Origin of the sequence: Flavobacterium sp. Leaf82 (assembly GCF_001422725.1) — a bacterium.
GTDB lineage: Bacteria > Bacteroidota > Bacteroidia > Flavobacteriales > Flavobacteriaceae > Flavobacterium.
Window position 1 is genome coordinate 762,157 of sequence record NZ_LMMA01000001.1, and the last position, 15,869, is coordinate 778,025.

The window sequence follows — 15,869 nt, forward strand, 5'->3', positions numbered from 1 at the left end:
TTTCATTAATGTTGTTACTTCTTATTTACACTATTTGTAAGATTTTTACGTTTTTATCTTCGAAATCTTTAAATAATAATAATTCTGTAAAAAATTAAGAAAATTCTGCTGTTTTGTTATCAAATAGTTATATTTTTTGTTCTTCAACGTTAATTTTTACCGTTAAAAAGTGTAATTCAACGTTTATATGTGTAGTTTGACGAGTAAAGTAGCTAGTACAGAGGTGTTTGTATAATTTCGCCGCTCCAAAAACTACTAATTTAACAGAGAGACAATTTGTGTCTTGCACCTATAACGATCTATGGTTCACACATTACTTTATTCTTGTGAAGATTTTGAAAATGTTTTTTTCAGGCTTTTAAAATCCACTCTTTCTATTTTATCGTATCTCCCATACATCCAGTTGAACGCTAATATTGGCTATTCAGTTTTTGGTATTTCTATTTTTAAATTCACAGTTGTCTATGCGTAACTTTACTTTTAGCCGATCTAAATTATTTAGATTGAATTTTTTGACTTTATTTTTATTACTTATTACTTATAACGCATCGGCACAGTTTTACACAAAACATTATATTGCGCCAGCACCATGGCAATATTTTAGTAAAGCCAATGAAATTGTAATTGCAACAAATTCTACAGCAACTGTTAGTATTACGGTAGCTAAAAGTGATGGTACCTTGGTAACAACTTTAACGGCAACAAAAGGCGCTCCTGCCGTATATAGATTTGAAGGTAAGCCAAGTGCAGCTCCTGCTTTTGCATTAAATACAGTTTTGAATGCGTCGGGATTAATTGTTACAGGAGATGCACCAATATCAATTAATTTAAGAAATGTTGCTTCGGATGCATTAGGTGGGGATGGTACAGATAAGGATATTAAAGGAAATGCGGCATTAACAAGTTTTGGTGATGCAGGAATCGGTATACGTTTTAGAGTAGGATATTACAGAGATGGTTCGTTAGGAAATTTTAATAATTATGGCGATCAACGTCCTATTTATAGTATCATGGCAATTACAAATGGTACTTCAGTAACAATAGATGGTGTGGTAAAAGCAACTCTGGACGCTGGACAAAGTTATTTGTTTAAGGCGACGATTGGTACTTTAGTACAATCATCTAACCCAACTGTTATGAATACTTCTGCTGCTATTGATACACCTGGAGGTTGTGGAGACGGGGCATACAATCAAATTCCGCCTGAATCAGTTTTAGGATCAGAATATTTTATCGAAAGAGGAAAAGGAAATGATACAGCAGAACAAACTACAGTTGTTGCTACAAAAGATAATACAACAGTTACGGTTGATAGTTATTCAGCTACTGGAGTATTAACAAAAACAACAACGACAGTTTTAGCAACGGCGGGTAAATTTTTTACTTTTCTTAATGGTAATTCAAATACTAATTTTTCAGCATCCCGAGTTTCTGCAGATAAAAATGTTGCAGTCTATTCTGGTACTGCACAATCATGTGAGGTAGATATTTCGACGATTGCACCTGTATCAGAATGTGGTGGATCAAATTTTATAGAAACTGCTAAATTTAGAAATTACGGCACGGGTTCTTTACCTTATTTTGGATATATACTTTTAAAAGATGCAGCTTCTGTTGTAAATGTTAATGGAGTTAATATTGAAACAGTATCTGGTATTTCTCCTCGTCATCAATTAGGATCAACAGGTTGGTATATAATCAATTTTGAAGATACACAAATAGGAAGTCCAAATGTACTTTCGATTTCAAGTTTAGCTAAATTAACAGTTTCAATTGTACAACAAGGAGGCGGATTCTCCATGGCGGGATTTTTCTCAAATTTTGCGGCTCAGCCGGAAGATCCAACAATGACTTATGTTTCAGGAGGCGGATGTACTAATAACACGGCTACATTAACAACACCATCTGATTTTGCGCCCTATCAATGGTATTTTAATGGTACTGCTATAACGGGAGCAAATTCAAATTCATATGTAGCTACTAAAACAGGTTCATATTCAGTTGCTTCTACTTTAGCATGTGGAGTTCAGACCCAATCTAAACCAGTAAGTGTTACTTTGTGTACAGATTTGGGCGTGACAAAAACAGTTGACAATGCAACTCCATGTGTAGGATCGAATGTAGAATTTACTGTTAAATTAAGTAATTTGGGAGTAAATAATGCTACGGGAGTTTCTATAAATGATTTACTTCCTTCTGGATATAATTTTGTAAGCGCAACACCATCAGTAGGAAGTTATAATTCCGGAACCGGGGTTTGGAGTATTGGAGATGTAAATGGAGGAATTACAGAAACATTAAAAATTATTGCAAAAGTAAACGCTACAGGAAATTACAATAACACAGCGGCATTACCATCTACAACTACAGATAGTAATTTAGCAAATAACTCGGCTAGTGTTTCTACTACTCCTAATCCGTTACCAACACTTGTTATTACTAATCCGGCATCAGTTTGTTCGCCATCAAAAGTTGATATTACAGCTCCGGCAATTACTGCAGGAAGTTCATCAGATCTAACATTTACATATTGGACAAACTCAACTGCTACAACATCATATGCAACACCAACAGCGGCTATAGCAGGAACATATTATATCAAAGCAACTACAACTTCAGGATGTTCAGATATAAAACCAGTCGTGGTAACTGTAAATACAACTCCTGCAGCACCAACAGCATCGGCACAGACTTTTTGTTCGGCTGAAGCCAAAACAGTTAATGATTTAGTTGAAACAGGATCTAATAAAAAGTGGTATAATGCCAGTACAGCAGGAACACTTTATACAGGTACAGAATTATTGGCAACAGGAACTTATTATGTTAGCCAAACTTCTGCCAGTGGTTGCGAGAGTGCAAGAACTTCAGTAGCAGTAACGGTAAACACAACACCAGTTGCACCCACAGCTTCGGCACAGACTTTTTGTTCGGCTGAGGCCAAAACAGTTAATGATTTAGTTGCAACAGGATCTAATAAAAAATGGTATAATGCCAACACAGGCGGAACACTTTATACAGGTACAGAATTATTAGCAACAGGAACTTATTATGTTAGTCAGACTTCTGCCAGTGGTTGCGAGAGTGCAAGAACTTCAGTCGCAGTAACGGTAAACACAACACCAGTTGCGCCCACAGCAACGCCACAGACTTTTTGTTCAGCCGATACTAAAAAGGTAAGTGATCTAGTTGCTACCGGTACAAATTTAAAATGGTATAATGCCAGCACAGGCGGAACACTTTATACAGGTACAGAATTATTAGCAACAGGAACTTATTATGTAAGCCAAACTTCTGCCAGTAGTTGTGAAAGCGCGAGAACTTCGGTTTCGGTAATTGTAAATGCAACTCCTGCTCAACCTTTATTGAGCTCTGTTACTCAACAAACATGTTCGACAGCAACAGGTAGTTTTACTATAACTAATTATAATGCAAGTTATACTTATGTGATAAGTCCTTCAACAGGAGTTAGTCAGGCAGGAAATACCATTACAGCTCCAGCAGGAAATTATACAATAATTGCCAAAGCAAATAATTGTGAATCTTTAAGCACAAGTGCTACTGTTGATTCTAAAATTTGTGCCAATGTTGACAATACGTATCCAACACAAACTGCATCAGCTACAACGAATACAATAGGAAACGTTACAACAAACGACACGCTAAACGGATTACCAGTTACGGCAGCAAACACGAACGTAACACCAATTACAAACGGACCACTTAGTATTGATGCCAACGGGGAATTAACTTTGGACCCAAATACAAAATCAGGGACTTACACGATTACTTATACGATTTGTGAAGAAGGTGCAAACCCAATCAACTGCACATCAAACACGGCTACGGTTGTAGTTGAAAATACAATTATTGCTAATGTTGACAATACATATCCAACACAAACTGCATCAGCAACAACGACCACAATAGGAAACGTTACAGCAAACGACACACTAAACGGATTACCGGTTACGGCAGCCAATACGAACGTAACACCAATCACAAACGGACCACTTAGTATTGATGCAAACGGGGAATTAACTTTGGACCCAAATACAAAATCGGGAACTTACACGATAACCTATACTATTTGTGAAGAAGGTGCAAACCCAGTAAACTGCGCATCAAACACGGCAACGGTTGTAGTTGAAAACACACTTATTGCTAATGTTGACAATACATATCCAGTACAAACTTCATCAGCTACAACAGCTACAATAGGAAACGTTACAACAAACGACACACTAAACGGATTACCGGTTACGGCAGCAAACACGAACGTAACACCAATCACAAATGGACCGTTAAGTATTGATGCCAATGGGGAATTGACTTTGGACCCAAATACAAAATCAGGGACTTACACGATTACTTATACGATTTGTGAAGAAGGTGCAAACCCAATCAACTGTGCATCAAATACAGCGACGGTTGTAGTTGAAAATACACTTGTTGCCAATGTTGACAATACATATCCAACACAAACTTCATCAACAACCACAACCACAATTGGGAATGTTACAACAAACGACACCTTAAACGGATTAGCGGTTACGGCAGCTAATACGAACGTAACACCAATCACAAACGGACCACTTAGTATTGATGCCAATGGGGAATTAACTTTGGACCCAAATACAAAATCAGGAACTTACACAATTACCTATACGATTTGTGAAGAAGGTGCAAACCCAGCAAACTGTGCATCAAATACAGCGACGGTTGTAGTTGAAAATACCCTTGTTGCCAATGTTGACAATACATATCCAACACAAACTTCATCAGCAACAACAACCACAATTGGGAATGTTACAACAAACGACACCTTAAACGGATTACCGGTTACGGCAGCCAATACGAACGTAACACCAATCACAAACGGACCACTTAGTATTGATGCCAATGGGGAATTAACTTTGGACCCGAATACAAAATCAGGAACTTACACGATTACCTATACGATCTGCGAAGAAGGTGCAAACCCAGCAAACTGTGCATCGAATACAGCGACGGTTGTCGTTGAAAACACAATTATTGCCAATGTTGACAATACATATCCAGCACAAACGGCATCAGCCACAACAACGACAGTTGGAAACGTAACCTCAAACGACACGCTAAACGGATTAGCGGTTACATCTCTAAATACCAATGTAACACCAATCACAAACGGACCACTTAGTATTGATGCCAATGGGGAATTAACTTTGGACCCGAATACAAAATCAGGGACTTACACGATTACCTATACGATCTGCGAAGAAGGTGCAAACCCAGCAAACTGTGCATCAAACACGGCTACGGTTATAGTTGAAAACACAATTATTGCCAATGTTGACAATACATATCCAACACAAACTGCATCAGCCACAACCACCACAATAGGAAACGTAACAACAAACGACACACTAAACGGATTACCGGTTACAGCAGCCAATACGAGTGTAACACCAATCACAAACGGACCATTAAGTATTGATGCCAATGGGGAATTAACTTTGGACCCTAATACAAAATCAGGGACTTACACGATTACCTATACGATCTGCGAAGAAGGTGCAAACCCAATCAACTGCGCATCAAACACGGCGACGGTTGTAGTTGAAAATACAATTATTGCCAATGTTGACAATACATATCCAACACAAACTGCATCAGCTACAACAACTACAATAGGAAACGTTACAGCAAACGACACATTAAACGGATTAGCGGTTACGGCGGCAAACACCAATGTAACGCCAATTACAAACGGACCACTTAGTATTGATGCCAATGGGGAATTAATTTTGGACCCAAATACAAAATCGGGAACTTACACGATTACCTACACTATTTGTGAAGAAGGTGCAAACCCGGCAAACTGCGCATCGAATACAGCGACGGTTGTAGTTGAAAACACAATTATTGCCAATGCAGACAATACATATCCAATGCAAACTTCATCAGCAACAACAACCACAATAGGAAACGTTACAACAAACGACACACTAAACGGATTACCGGTTACGGCAGCAAATACGAGTGTAACGCCAATTACAAACGGACCGCTTAGTATTGATGCCAACGGAGAATTGACTTTGGCCCCGAATACACCATCAGGAACTTATACAATAATATATGAGTTGTGTGAGGTAGGAGCAACAACACCTAATTGTACAACAGGAACGGTTACAGTTATTGTTAAGGGAACAATTAATGCAGTTACTGAAAATACGCTTCCAATAAATGGAAGTATCGGAGGAACTACTTTATCATTAATTAATAACGATACTTTAAACGGAAGCCCGGCAATTATTACCAATAATCCTGGAGGAGTAATTTTAAAACCGGTTAATATACCAACTGGATTAATTTTAAATTCAAATGGAACAATAACAGTCAACGCAGGAACTCCAATAGGAATTTATGAAGTTGAATATAGCATTTGCGAATATGTAGATCAAACAAATTGTTCGACTGTAAAAAGTTATGTTCCGGTAACCGGAGCAGTTTTGCAAGCAAACAATGACAATGCAGGAACTGTAGATAGTAATAAAGGGCAAACTTCAACTACAAATATTTTTAACAATGATACTTTAAACGGATTAGCACTTAATCCAACAAGTGTTATTTTAACTACTGTTGTTTCAAATCCTAATTTAATTTTAAAAGCAGATGGAACAATCGAGGTAAAACCGGGAACTCCAATAGGAAACTATGAGTTAACGTACCAAATTTGTGAAGTTTTAAATCCATCTAATTGTAGTCAGGCAGTTATAAAAATTTCGGTAGTAAATAATGTAGGTGCTAATCCGCCAGCGACACCGTTAACACAAATTGTTCTTACAAATGATGGACTAATAAATGTTGACGGAATAAATGGTTCTCTTGAATTTATAAATGTTCTGGATAATGATTTATTAAAAGGTTTACCAATTAATTCTATGGATGTTGTAATTGCGAATACACCAAAAAACAATTATTTCGAATTTAATGCTGACGGAACCGTAAATGTAAAACCAAATACTCCCGGAGGAAATTATTCATTAGTATACCAAGTTTGCGAAAAATCAAATCCAACTAATTGCGCTACAGCAACGCTTGATGTTTTTGTAGAAGTTCCAGCAATTGGAATCATCAAAACAGCAGTTTTTAATGATGAAAATAGCAGCGGATTTGCAAATGCGGGCGAAACTATTACCTATAAATTTAAAGTAACAAATACAGGTAATGTCCCATTAAGAGGCATTATGGTTTCAGATCCTTTGCCGGGCGTTATTGTTTCAGGACAAGCAATTGATTTAGCAGTAAATGAATCAGATGAGAATAATTTTATTGCAACTTATAAAATCACACAAAACGATATCAACAAAGGAAGTGTTAGTAATCAGGCAAGTGTAAAAGGTACTAGTAATAGAGGAGTTGTTGTTGAAGATATTTCAGACAATGAAAACAACAACGGAGACAAACCAACAGTAATGCCTTTAAACGGGTGTGTTATAAAAGTGTTCAATGCATTTTCTCCAAACGGAGATCAAAAAAACAGCAGATTTTATATACAAGGATTAGAATGTTATCCTGATAATACGGTAGAAATATACAATCGTTGGGGAGTTTTGGTTTACGATATTGATAAGTACAACAATGAAGACCGTGTTTTTACAGGCTTTTCTGAAGGGCGTACAACCGTAAAACAAACAGACGGATTACCGGTGGGAACTTATTTCTACATATTGAAATATAAAGACAGCGGTTCAAACTTACATGAAATGTCAGGTTATTTATATATAAACAAATAAAAAATACAAGCGATTTGGTTGCAGCCAAGCCGTTATTTAAAGCTTTTCAAATGAAAAAGATAATTTTAGTTTTCATGTTTTTTTCCGTTGTGTGTTCAGCACAGCAAGATTCTCAGTTTACCCAATACATGTATAATACCATTACAATCAATCCCGCATATGCAGGTTCTCGCGGTGTATTAAGTGTTTTTGGTTTATACCGTACACAATGGGTAGGACTGGATGGCGCACCAGAGACCAGTACATTTTCTGTAAATACACCTTTAAGCAATAGTAATTTAGGATTAGGAGTTTCTTTAGTAAACGATAAAATTGGTCCAACTAACGAAAACACTTTGTCTGCAGATTTATCGTATACAATTCCAACATCAGAAACCTACAAACTGTCTTTTGGAATAAAAGCTACAGCAAATCTTTTTAATTTAGATGTAAACAAATTAAGTTTTGAAGATCAGGGAGATCCGCAGTTTCAGGACTTAAATAATAAAATCACACCCAATATTGGAGCAGGTGTTTATTGGCATTCAGATAAAGCATATTTAGGATTATCAGTTCCTAATTTTATCGAAACCAATAGATACGATGATAATGATACAGCAATTTTCAAAGAAAAAATAAACTATTATTTCATGGCAGGTTATGTTTTTGATCTTGATTATTACATTAAATTTAAACCGGCATTATTAACAAAAATGGTACAAGGAGCTCCTCTTCAGGTTGATGTTTCCGGAAACTTTATGTTTAATGATAAATTTGTATTGGGTCTTGCTTACAGATGGAGCGCATCAGTAAGTGCGATGGCTGGTTTTCAGGTATCAGACGGTTTATATATAGGATATGGTTATGATCATGAAACAACCAATTTAAGAAAGTATAATTCAGGATCACATGAAATTTTCCTTCGTTTTGAGTTTTTTAATAATTACAACAGAATTACATCACCAAGATTCTTCTAACAAATTCAATCCATGGCAATAAAAGATTTAAAATATATCGTTTTATTTTTACTGTTTTGTTTCAATACAATTGCACAAACACAAAGTTTGGATGATGCAAATGAAAAGTATGAAAAATTTGCTTATGTCGATGCCATAAAAGCGTATGAAAGTATAGCAAAGAAAGGATATAAAGACGAAAAAATGTTTCAGCGTCTTGGTAATTCCTATTATTTTAATGGCGAATTGCTTAATGCCTTAAAATGGTACGACGAATTATTTGCCATGAACGAACAGCAGGAACCGGAGTATTTATACAGATATTCGCAATGTTTGAAAGCTTCAGGAAATTATGCTAAATCAGATCTTATTTTAGAAACATTCAATCGCAAATTAGGTACAGATAAAAGAGGTGTTTTATTCGAAAACAACAAAAATTATTTAGAAGAAATAAAATCTAATTCCGGAAGATATGAAATTGCAGATGCCGGAGTTAATTCTGGTTATTCTGATTACGGAAGCGCCATTTTAGACAATACATTAATTTTTGCTTCGGCTAGAGATACAGGCGCAGTTGTTAAGAAAAATTTTAAATGGACCAACACATCTTTTACAAATTTATACAGCGCACAATTAATGTCGGATGGAAGTGTTGGAATTCCGCAGCGCTTTCACAAAAAAGTAAATACAAAGTTCAACGAGTCAACACCAGTTTTTACAAAAGACGGAAGAACTATGTACTTTACCCGAAACAATTTTTTAGACGGAAAAAGAGGCAGAAGCGAAAAGAAAATTACCTTATTAAAACTCTATAAAGCAACCTTAGTTAATGGCGAATGGTTAAATATCGAAGAACTTCCGTTTAATAGTAATCAATACAGTGTGGCACATCCTGCATTAAGTCTGGATGACAAAACGTTGTATTTTGCATCAGACATGCCGGGAACATTAGGACAATCTGATTTGTTTAAAGTGAAGATAAACGATGACGGAACCTTTGGAAAACCAGAAAATTTAGGAACCTCAATTAATACCGAAGGCAGAGAAACGTTTCCTTTTGTATCTGGCGATAATGAACTTTATTTTGCCAGCGATGGCAGACCGGGTTTAGGCGGACTTGATGTTTTTGTTTCAAAAATAAATAAAGACGGTTCTTATGATGAAATTCAAAACCTTGGAGAACCAATAAACAGCAAACAAGATGATTTTGCTTTTATAATAAACAGTAAAAACAGAAACGGTTTCTTTTCTTCAAATAGAGAAAACGGACATGGATTTGATGATGTTTATCGATTTACAGAAACCCGAAGACTTATTTGCGAACAAGACTTATCAGGTACAATTACAGATGCAGAAACAAATGAAGTTCTGGCAAACGTAACTTTGATTTTGTTTGATGAAACCAGACTAAATTCATTGCAAGTTGTTTCGGATCAAAACGGAAATTATATTTTTCCGAATGTAAAATGCGGTAAAAAATATACCATAAAGACTTCAAAAAACGATTACGAGATAAGAGAAATTCCTGTTGCAATAAAAAAAGCAAGCGGAAAAACTACGTTACTAATTTCGCTAGAAAAGAAAGCGATTCCGTTAGTGGCTAAAACCATAATGATAAAAACAGTAGCGCTTAAAGCTGTTAAAATGAAACCTATTGCAGTAGGAACAGATTTGGCAAAAACGCTTAATATCCCTATGAACTTTTTTGATTTAGGAAAAGCTACAATCAGAAAATCATCAGAACCTCAGTTGCAAAAAATTGTCGATGTATTAAAACAATATCCATCCTTAAAACTCGATATTCGTTCACATACAGACAGTAGACAATCAGCGGCAAATAATATGATTCTTTCAGAAAAAAGAGCACAATCGACCAAGAATTGGCTAATTAGCAAAGGAGTTGATGGCAACCGATTATCAGCAAAAGGATTTGGAGAAACCCAATTGGTAAACAAATGCGCCGATGGTGTAAAATGTACAGAACAACAACATCAACAAAATAGACGCAGCGAATTTATCATTACTAATTTGTGATTTTTCAACCGGACTAAAGTCCGGCCCTACAATATATTTAGTTCCTCCGGAACGTTATAAAGAGCTTTAAGCTCGATTTATATTGTAGGGCTGGACTTTAGTCCAGTTTACGTCAATAATGGTATTTTGATTAATTTTCAGTAACAAACATCTGATTAATTTCGGACAACAATTCAAATTCATTTAAAGGAAACATTTCAAGAACCATTTCTAAAACAAGAGAAACATTTATGGGATTTTTGTTGGTACTTGACCTTTTGTCTCCTTCATTATCGAGTGTCAAAATACACATTTTTATCATATTGGTAATTACGCAACCAATCTCATAATAACTGATATTAACTTGAGTCGTATAAACGTCTGATTTATTATCATTTGACTTCGAACGGTTAAAATACAGAGAAATTAATTTTCTAAGATTCTCTAATTTTTCAGTTTCATTTTGTTCCATGTGTGCTTTTTTTAAGTAAATGTACTACTATTTTACGACACGACATATATGTCGTATGATTTTTTTACACAGTTTAATAGATTTGATTTGTGGAAAATAATAAATACGAGTTAGAAATTGTCCGATTAGGTCTATTGATAAAACAACTCAGAAAAAAAGAAAAAATTACACAGGAACAACTATCAAGATTATGTAATGTTGATATAAGGACTATCCAACGAATTGAAAAAGGGGAACAGAATATTACAATTAGTTTGCTCTTTTCAATAGCTGATTCATTGAAAATAAAATCTAGCATCTTAATAAGTCAAATCTTTTCTGAAAATCTATAATCAGAGAACTGTATAGTCCCTACGGGACAAATGCTTACGGTCAATTTTTTTATCTACCAATATTTAATTTCTACGAAATACTCCGTTAGGAGTTTAATATCGGTAGAACCCCAAATTACCGCAATAAAAATATCCCGTAGGGATTATACAAATACAAATAACTCACACAATCTTGTCTTTTCTCGTTCTTCATAAAAGACAAAAAATCCCAGCGGGATGATATATTTATAGAAAATAAATAATTTGCGTAATTAAGCCCCATCGGGGTGGAATGGTAATATTTCCTTCATTTTATATATTTTCAACTGGACTAAAGTCCAGCTCTACAATATAATTTGTTCCTCTGGAACTTATATAGAGCTGATTTATGTTTTATTTATAAAAACTATAAAGAGCCATCGGCTCGATTAATTTTTTAGACTGGACTAAAGTCCAGCTCTACAATATAATTTGTTCCTCTGGAACTTATATAAAATGCATGTTTTATTTATAAAAACCATAAAGAGCCATCGGCTCGATTAATTTTGTAGAGCTGGACTTTAGTCCAGTTTATAAAAACATATTGAAATTTTAATTTGGTTTGTGATATCAAAAATGCTGAAATTTCATTCGTGAAAATCAAAAACCCTGCATTTTTCTCAAAAAAGTATTAAAATTCGTTCATTTTTTTAGTGTAAAATTCTTTTAAAACTGAATTTAGCTTATTATGTTTAAAATGAATTAGTTAAGTTTTAAAAAATCGATTTCGTTGTTGTGTGTGTTCATTTTTTTCTAACTTTATAGATCTAAAATTTTTCAGATATGACTGTAAATCAAATACTAAACACAAAAGGAAAAAATGTTTATTCTGTTCTTTCAACAACAACGGTTTATGAAGCCTTGAAAGTGATGGGGGAGAAAAACATAGGTGCTATTCTGGTTATCGATAACACCGATTTAAAAGGAATATTGTCTGAAAGGGATTATGCCCGAAAAATTGTTTTAAAAGACAAATCTTCAAAAGAGACATTTGTTCATGAAATTATGGAAAGCAATATTTTTTCGGTAAAACTTTCTAACAATATCGAAGATTGTATGGAACTTATGAGTACCAAAAGAATCAGACATTTACCAGTTCTGGAGGACGGAATCGTAGTAGGAATAATTTCTATAAGCGATGTTGTAAAAGCAATTATAGAAATTCAGAAAGACACAATAAATCACTTAAACTCTTATATTTCTCAGTAAAAGAAATTTAAAAAATAAGCTTAAAAAAATAGTCCAAATAACAACGGACTATTTTTTTTGGTTTTCGAAAATTGTTATTTTAGGAAAAGAAAACTATAAAAATACGCCAATTTAAACCAAGACTTATATCTTTGTAAGCTAGAATAAAAGCTAAAATAAATGAACAAAGAGAGTAAAAGAAGAGAAGCGTTACTGTACCATTCAGAACCAACTCCAGGAAAAATTCAGGTAGTTCCAACAAAAAAATACGCAACCCAAAGAGACTTGTCTTTGGCTTATTCGCCAGGTGTTGCAGAGCCATGTTTAGAAATTGCAGCAAACGTTGAGGACGTTTACAAATATACAGCAAAAGGAAATTTAGTTGCCGTAATCTCAAACGGTACAGCTGTTTTAGGACTTGGGGACATTGGTCCGGAAGCTTCTAAACCAGTAATGGAAGGTAAAGGTTTATTGTTTAAAATATTCTCTGATATTGATGTTTTTGACATTGAAATTGGAACGAAGGATATTGAAGAATTTATTCAAACCGTAAAAAATATTGCTCCAACTTTTGGAGGAATTAATCTTGAGGATATTAAAGCACCGGAATCTTTCGAGATAGAAAGAAGACTGGTAGAAGAATTAGATATTCCTGTAATGCACGATGATCAGCATGGTACAGCAATTATTTCTTCGGCGGCATTAATTAATGCTTTAGAATTAGCAGGAAAAAAAGCAGAAGATGTAAAAGTAGTAGTTTCCGGTGCAGGTTCTGCAGCGATAGCTTGTACAGATTTATATGTTTTATTAGGTGTTAAAGTAGAGAATATTTTAATGTTTAATAGTAAAGGACTTTTAACAAAAGATAATCCTGCATTATCAGAACTGCAATTAAAATATGCTTTAGATGGTGCTAAAATTGATTTAGCCGAAGCTGTAAAAGGTGCAGACGTTTTTATTGGTCTGTCTTCAGGAGGTATTTTGTCTGCAGAAATGTTATTGACAATGAAAGAAAATCCGATTGTATTTGCAATGGCAAATCCAAATCCGGAAATCGATTATAATTTAGCTACAGAAACTCGTAAAGATGTTATTATGGCTACAGGACGTTCAGACTTTCCTAATCAGGTAAATAACGTTCTTGGTTTTCCGTATATTTTTAGAGGAGCATTAGACGTGCGAGCTACAAAAATTAACGAAGCAATGAAAATGGCCGCTGTAAAAGCATTGGCTATTTTAGCAAAAGAACCGGTTCCGGAACAAGTTAACGTAGCTTACGGAGCAATGAAACTGGGCTTTGGTCAGGAATATATTATTCCTAAACCATTTGATCCACGTTTGATTACCGTTGTAGCACCTGCAGTTGCAAGAGCAGCAATGGAATCAGGAGTAGCAAAAAATCCTATTACAGACTGGGCTGCTTATGAAGATGCGCTTCGTGAACGTATGGGTAACGATAATAAAATGGTGCGTTTGATTACAAATCGTGCTAAAATGGATCCTAAGCGAATTGTTTTTGCAGAAGCAGATCAATTAAATGTATTAAAAGCAGCACAAATTGTTCATGAGGACGGAATTGGGCTTCCGATATTATTAGGAAACAAAGAAGTGATTTTAGAATTAAAAGCCGAGTTAGGTTTTGATGCTGAACTTGAAATCATAGATCCTAAAACAAATGATGAAGAAGCAAGACGTAATAAATTTGCAACTTCATATTGGGAAACAAGAGAACGCAGAGGTGTTTCGTTACTTGACGCTCAAAAGTTCATGCGCGAAAGAAACTATTTTGCTGCCATGATGGTAAACGAAGGCGAAGCAGATGCATTAGTAACAGGTCATACAAGAAGTTATCCTACGGTTGTAAAACCAATGTTACAATTAATTGATAAAGCGCAAGGAGCTTCACTGGTTGCAACAGCAAACATGATGATGACTTCAAGAGGACCAATGTTCTTGTCTGACACTGCGATTAATATTAATCCATCAGCCGAAGATTTAGTTAATATTGCAATTATGACTGCAAAAACAGCAAAAATGTTTGGTGTTGAGCCAGTTATTGCAATGGTTTCATTTTCTAACTTTGGTTCATCTACAAGTCCTGGAGCGGCAAAAGTTAGAGAAGCAGTAGCATATTTGCATAAAAATCATCCGGAATTGATCGTTGATGGAGAAATTCAGGCAGATTTTGCTTTAAATCAGGAAATGCTTGCAGAGAAATTTCCTTTTTCTAAATTAGCAGGTAAAAAAGTAAACACATTGATTTTCCCTAACTTAGAGTCAGCCAATATTACTTATAAATTGCTAAAAGAGTTATATAAAGTAAACTCTATTGGACCAATTATGATGGGAATGGGTAAACCGGTTCACATTTTTCAATTAGGTGCAAGTGTAGAAGAAATGGTAAATATGGCAGCCATCGCAGTCATTGATGCTCAGGAGAAAGAAAATAAAAAAAATAAACTAGCTAAATAGTACAAATAATAAGGATCGAATAATATTGTCGTATTTTTATTGCATTTTTGTTATATTTGACCCTTAATAAATTAACTATGATAGCACATTTGCAGGGTAAATTAGTAGAGAAAAATCCTACAGACGTCATTATTGACTGTGGAGGAGTTGGTTATCAGGTAAATATCTCTTTACACACCTTTTCGTTAATCCCCAATGCTGAAAATATAAAACTGTATACGCATCTTCAAATAAAAGAAGATGCGCATACTTTATTTGGTTTTGTCGAAAAATCAGAGCGTGAAATATTCAGAATGTTATTGTCTGTTTCCGGAATTGGAGCAAACATTGCCAGAACAATGTTATCATCAATAGAGCCAAGGCAAATTATCAACGCAATTGCATCCGGAGATGTAGGCGTTATTCAATCAATTAAAGGGATTGGAAACAAAACCGCACAGCGAGTTATCCTTGATTTGAAAGAAAAAGTGTTAAAGTTGTACGATTTGGACGAAGTTTCTGTTGTGCAAAACAATACAAACCGAGATGAAGCGTTATCTGCTTTGGAAGTTTTAGGTTTCATCAGAAAAACTTCAGAAAAAGTAGTAGAGAAAATCGTAAAAGAAGATCCGGAAGCTACAGTCGAAACAATCATTAAGAAAGCGTTAAAAAGCCTATAAAC

8 protein-coding genes are annotated in these 15,869 nt (G+C 35.0%); 7 read left to right on the top strand and 1 reads right to left on the bottom strand.

Annotated features, from left to right (window positions below; all coding sequences use genetic code 11):
• Window positions 1-464: 464 nt before the first annotated feature.
• Genes ASF10_RS03225 through ASF10_RS03235 form a run of 3 tightly spaced genes read left to right on the top strand, consistent with a single transcriptional unit; the run spans window position 465 to window position 10,747 of the window.
• Window positions 465-7,778, top strand: coding sequence for a gliding motility-associated C-terminal domain-containing protein (locus ASF10_RS03225; protein ID WP_082472372.1), 7,314 nt, complete (start codon window positions 465-467; stop codon window positions 7,776-7,778).
• A gap of 50 nt (window positions 7,779-7,828) precedes the next feature.
• On the top strand, window positions 7,829-8,734 hold the full coding sequence (locus tag ASF10_RS03230; protein ID WP_056245602.1) for a type IX secretion system membrane protein PorP/SprF: 906 nt from the start codon (window positions 7,829-7,831) through the stop codon (window positions 8,732-8,734).
• A gap of 12 nt (window positions 8,735-8,746) precedes the next feature.
• Window positions 8,747-10,747 (top strand): OmpA family protein, encoded by a 2,001-nt coding sequence (locus tag ASF10_RS03235; protein WP_056245320.1) that lies wholly within the window; start codon window positions 8,747-8,749, stop codon window positions 10,745-10,747.
• A 130-nt stretch (window positions 10,748-10,877) separates the two neighbouring features.
• Here the strand turns inward: ASF10_RS03235 and ASF10_RS03240 are convergent, their stop codons facing one another.
• On the bottom strand, window positions 10,878-11,198 hold the full coding sequence (locus tag ASF10_RS03240) for a hypothetical protein (protein WP_056245323.1): 321 nt from the start codon (window positions 11,196-11,198) through the stop codon (window positions 10,878-10,880).
• An 89-nt stretch (window positions 11,199-11,287) separates the two neighbouring features.
• On the opposite strand from ASF10_RS03240, the gene ASF10_RS24665 reads away from it, so the two are divergent.
• From ASF10_RS24665 to ruvA, 4 genes are all read left to right on the top strand, one after another.
• Window positions 11,288-11,530, top strand: a complete 243-nt coding sequence (locus tag ASF10_RS24665; RefSeq protein ID WP_056245326.1) for a helix-turn-helix domain-containing protein — start codon at window positions 11,288-11,290, stop codon at window positions 11,528-11,530.
• A gap of 801 nt (window positions 11,531-12,331) precedes the next feature.
• On the top strand, window positions 12,332-12,757 hold the full coding sequence (locus tag ASF10_RS03250) for a CBS domain-containing protein (RefSeq protein ID WP_056245328.1): 426 nt from the start codon (window positions 12,332-12,334) through the stop codon (window positions 12,755-12,757).
• Window positions 12,758-12,916: 159 nt separating this feature from the next.
• Window positions 12,917-15,208: an NADP-dependent malic enzyme gene (locus tag ASF10_RS03255; RefSeq protein WP_056245330.1), complete on the top strand. Its 2,292-nt coding sequence runs from the start codon at window positions 12,917-12,919 to the stop codon at window positions 15,206-15,208.
• Window positions 15,209-15,285: 77 nt separating this feature from the next.
• Window positions 15,286-15,867: a Holliday junction branch migration protein RuvA gene (ruvA, locus tag ASF10_RS03260; protein ID WP_055095154.1), complete on the top strand. Its 582-nt coding sequence runs from the start codon at window positions 15,286-15,288 to the stop codon at window positions 15,865-15,867.
• Window positions 15,868-15,869 lie beyond the last annotated feature (2 nt).

What these genes read in the sequence shown, in the direction of transcription:
- ASF10_RS03235 (WP_056245320.1), top strand. Translation starts at nt 8,747, where the DNA reads ATGGCAATAAAAGATTTAAAATATATCGTTTTATTTTTACTGTTTTGT.
- ASF10_RS03250 (WP_056245328.1), top strand. Translation starts at nt 12,332, where the DNA reads ATGACTGTAAATCAAATACTAAACACAAAAGGAAAAAATGTTTATTCT.
- ASF10_RS03230 (WP_056245602.1), top strand. Translation starts at nt 7,829, where the DNA reads ATGAAAAAGATAATTTTAGTTTTCATGTTTTTTTCCGTTGTGTGTTCA.
- ASF10_RS03240 (WP_056245323.1), bottom strand. Translation starts at nt 11,198, where the DNA reads ATGGAACAAAATGAAACTGAAAAATTAGAGAATCTTAGAAAATTAATT.
- ASF10_RS03225 (WP_082472372.1), top strand. Translation starts at nt 465, where the DNA reads ATGCGTAACTTTACTTTTAGCCGATCTAAATTATTTAGATTGAATTTT.
- ruvA (WP_055095154.1), top strand. Translation starts at nt 15,286, where the DNA reads ATGATAGCACATTTGCAGGGTAAATTAGTAGAGAAAAATCCTACAGAC.
- ASF10_RS03255 (WP_056245330.1), top strand. Translation starts at nt 12,917, where the DNA reads ATGAACAAAGAGAGTAAAAGAAGAGAAGCGTTACTGTACCATTCAGAA.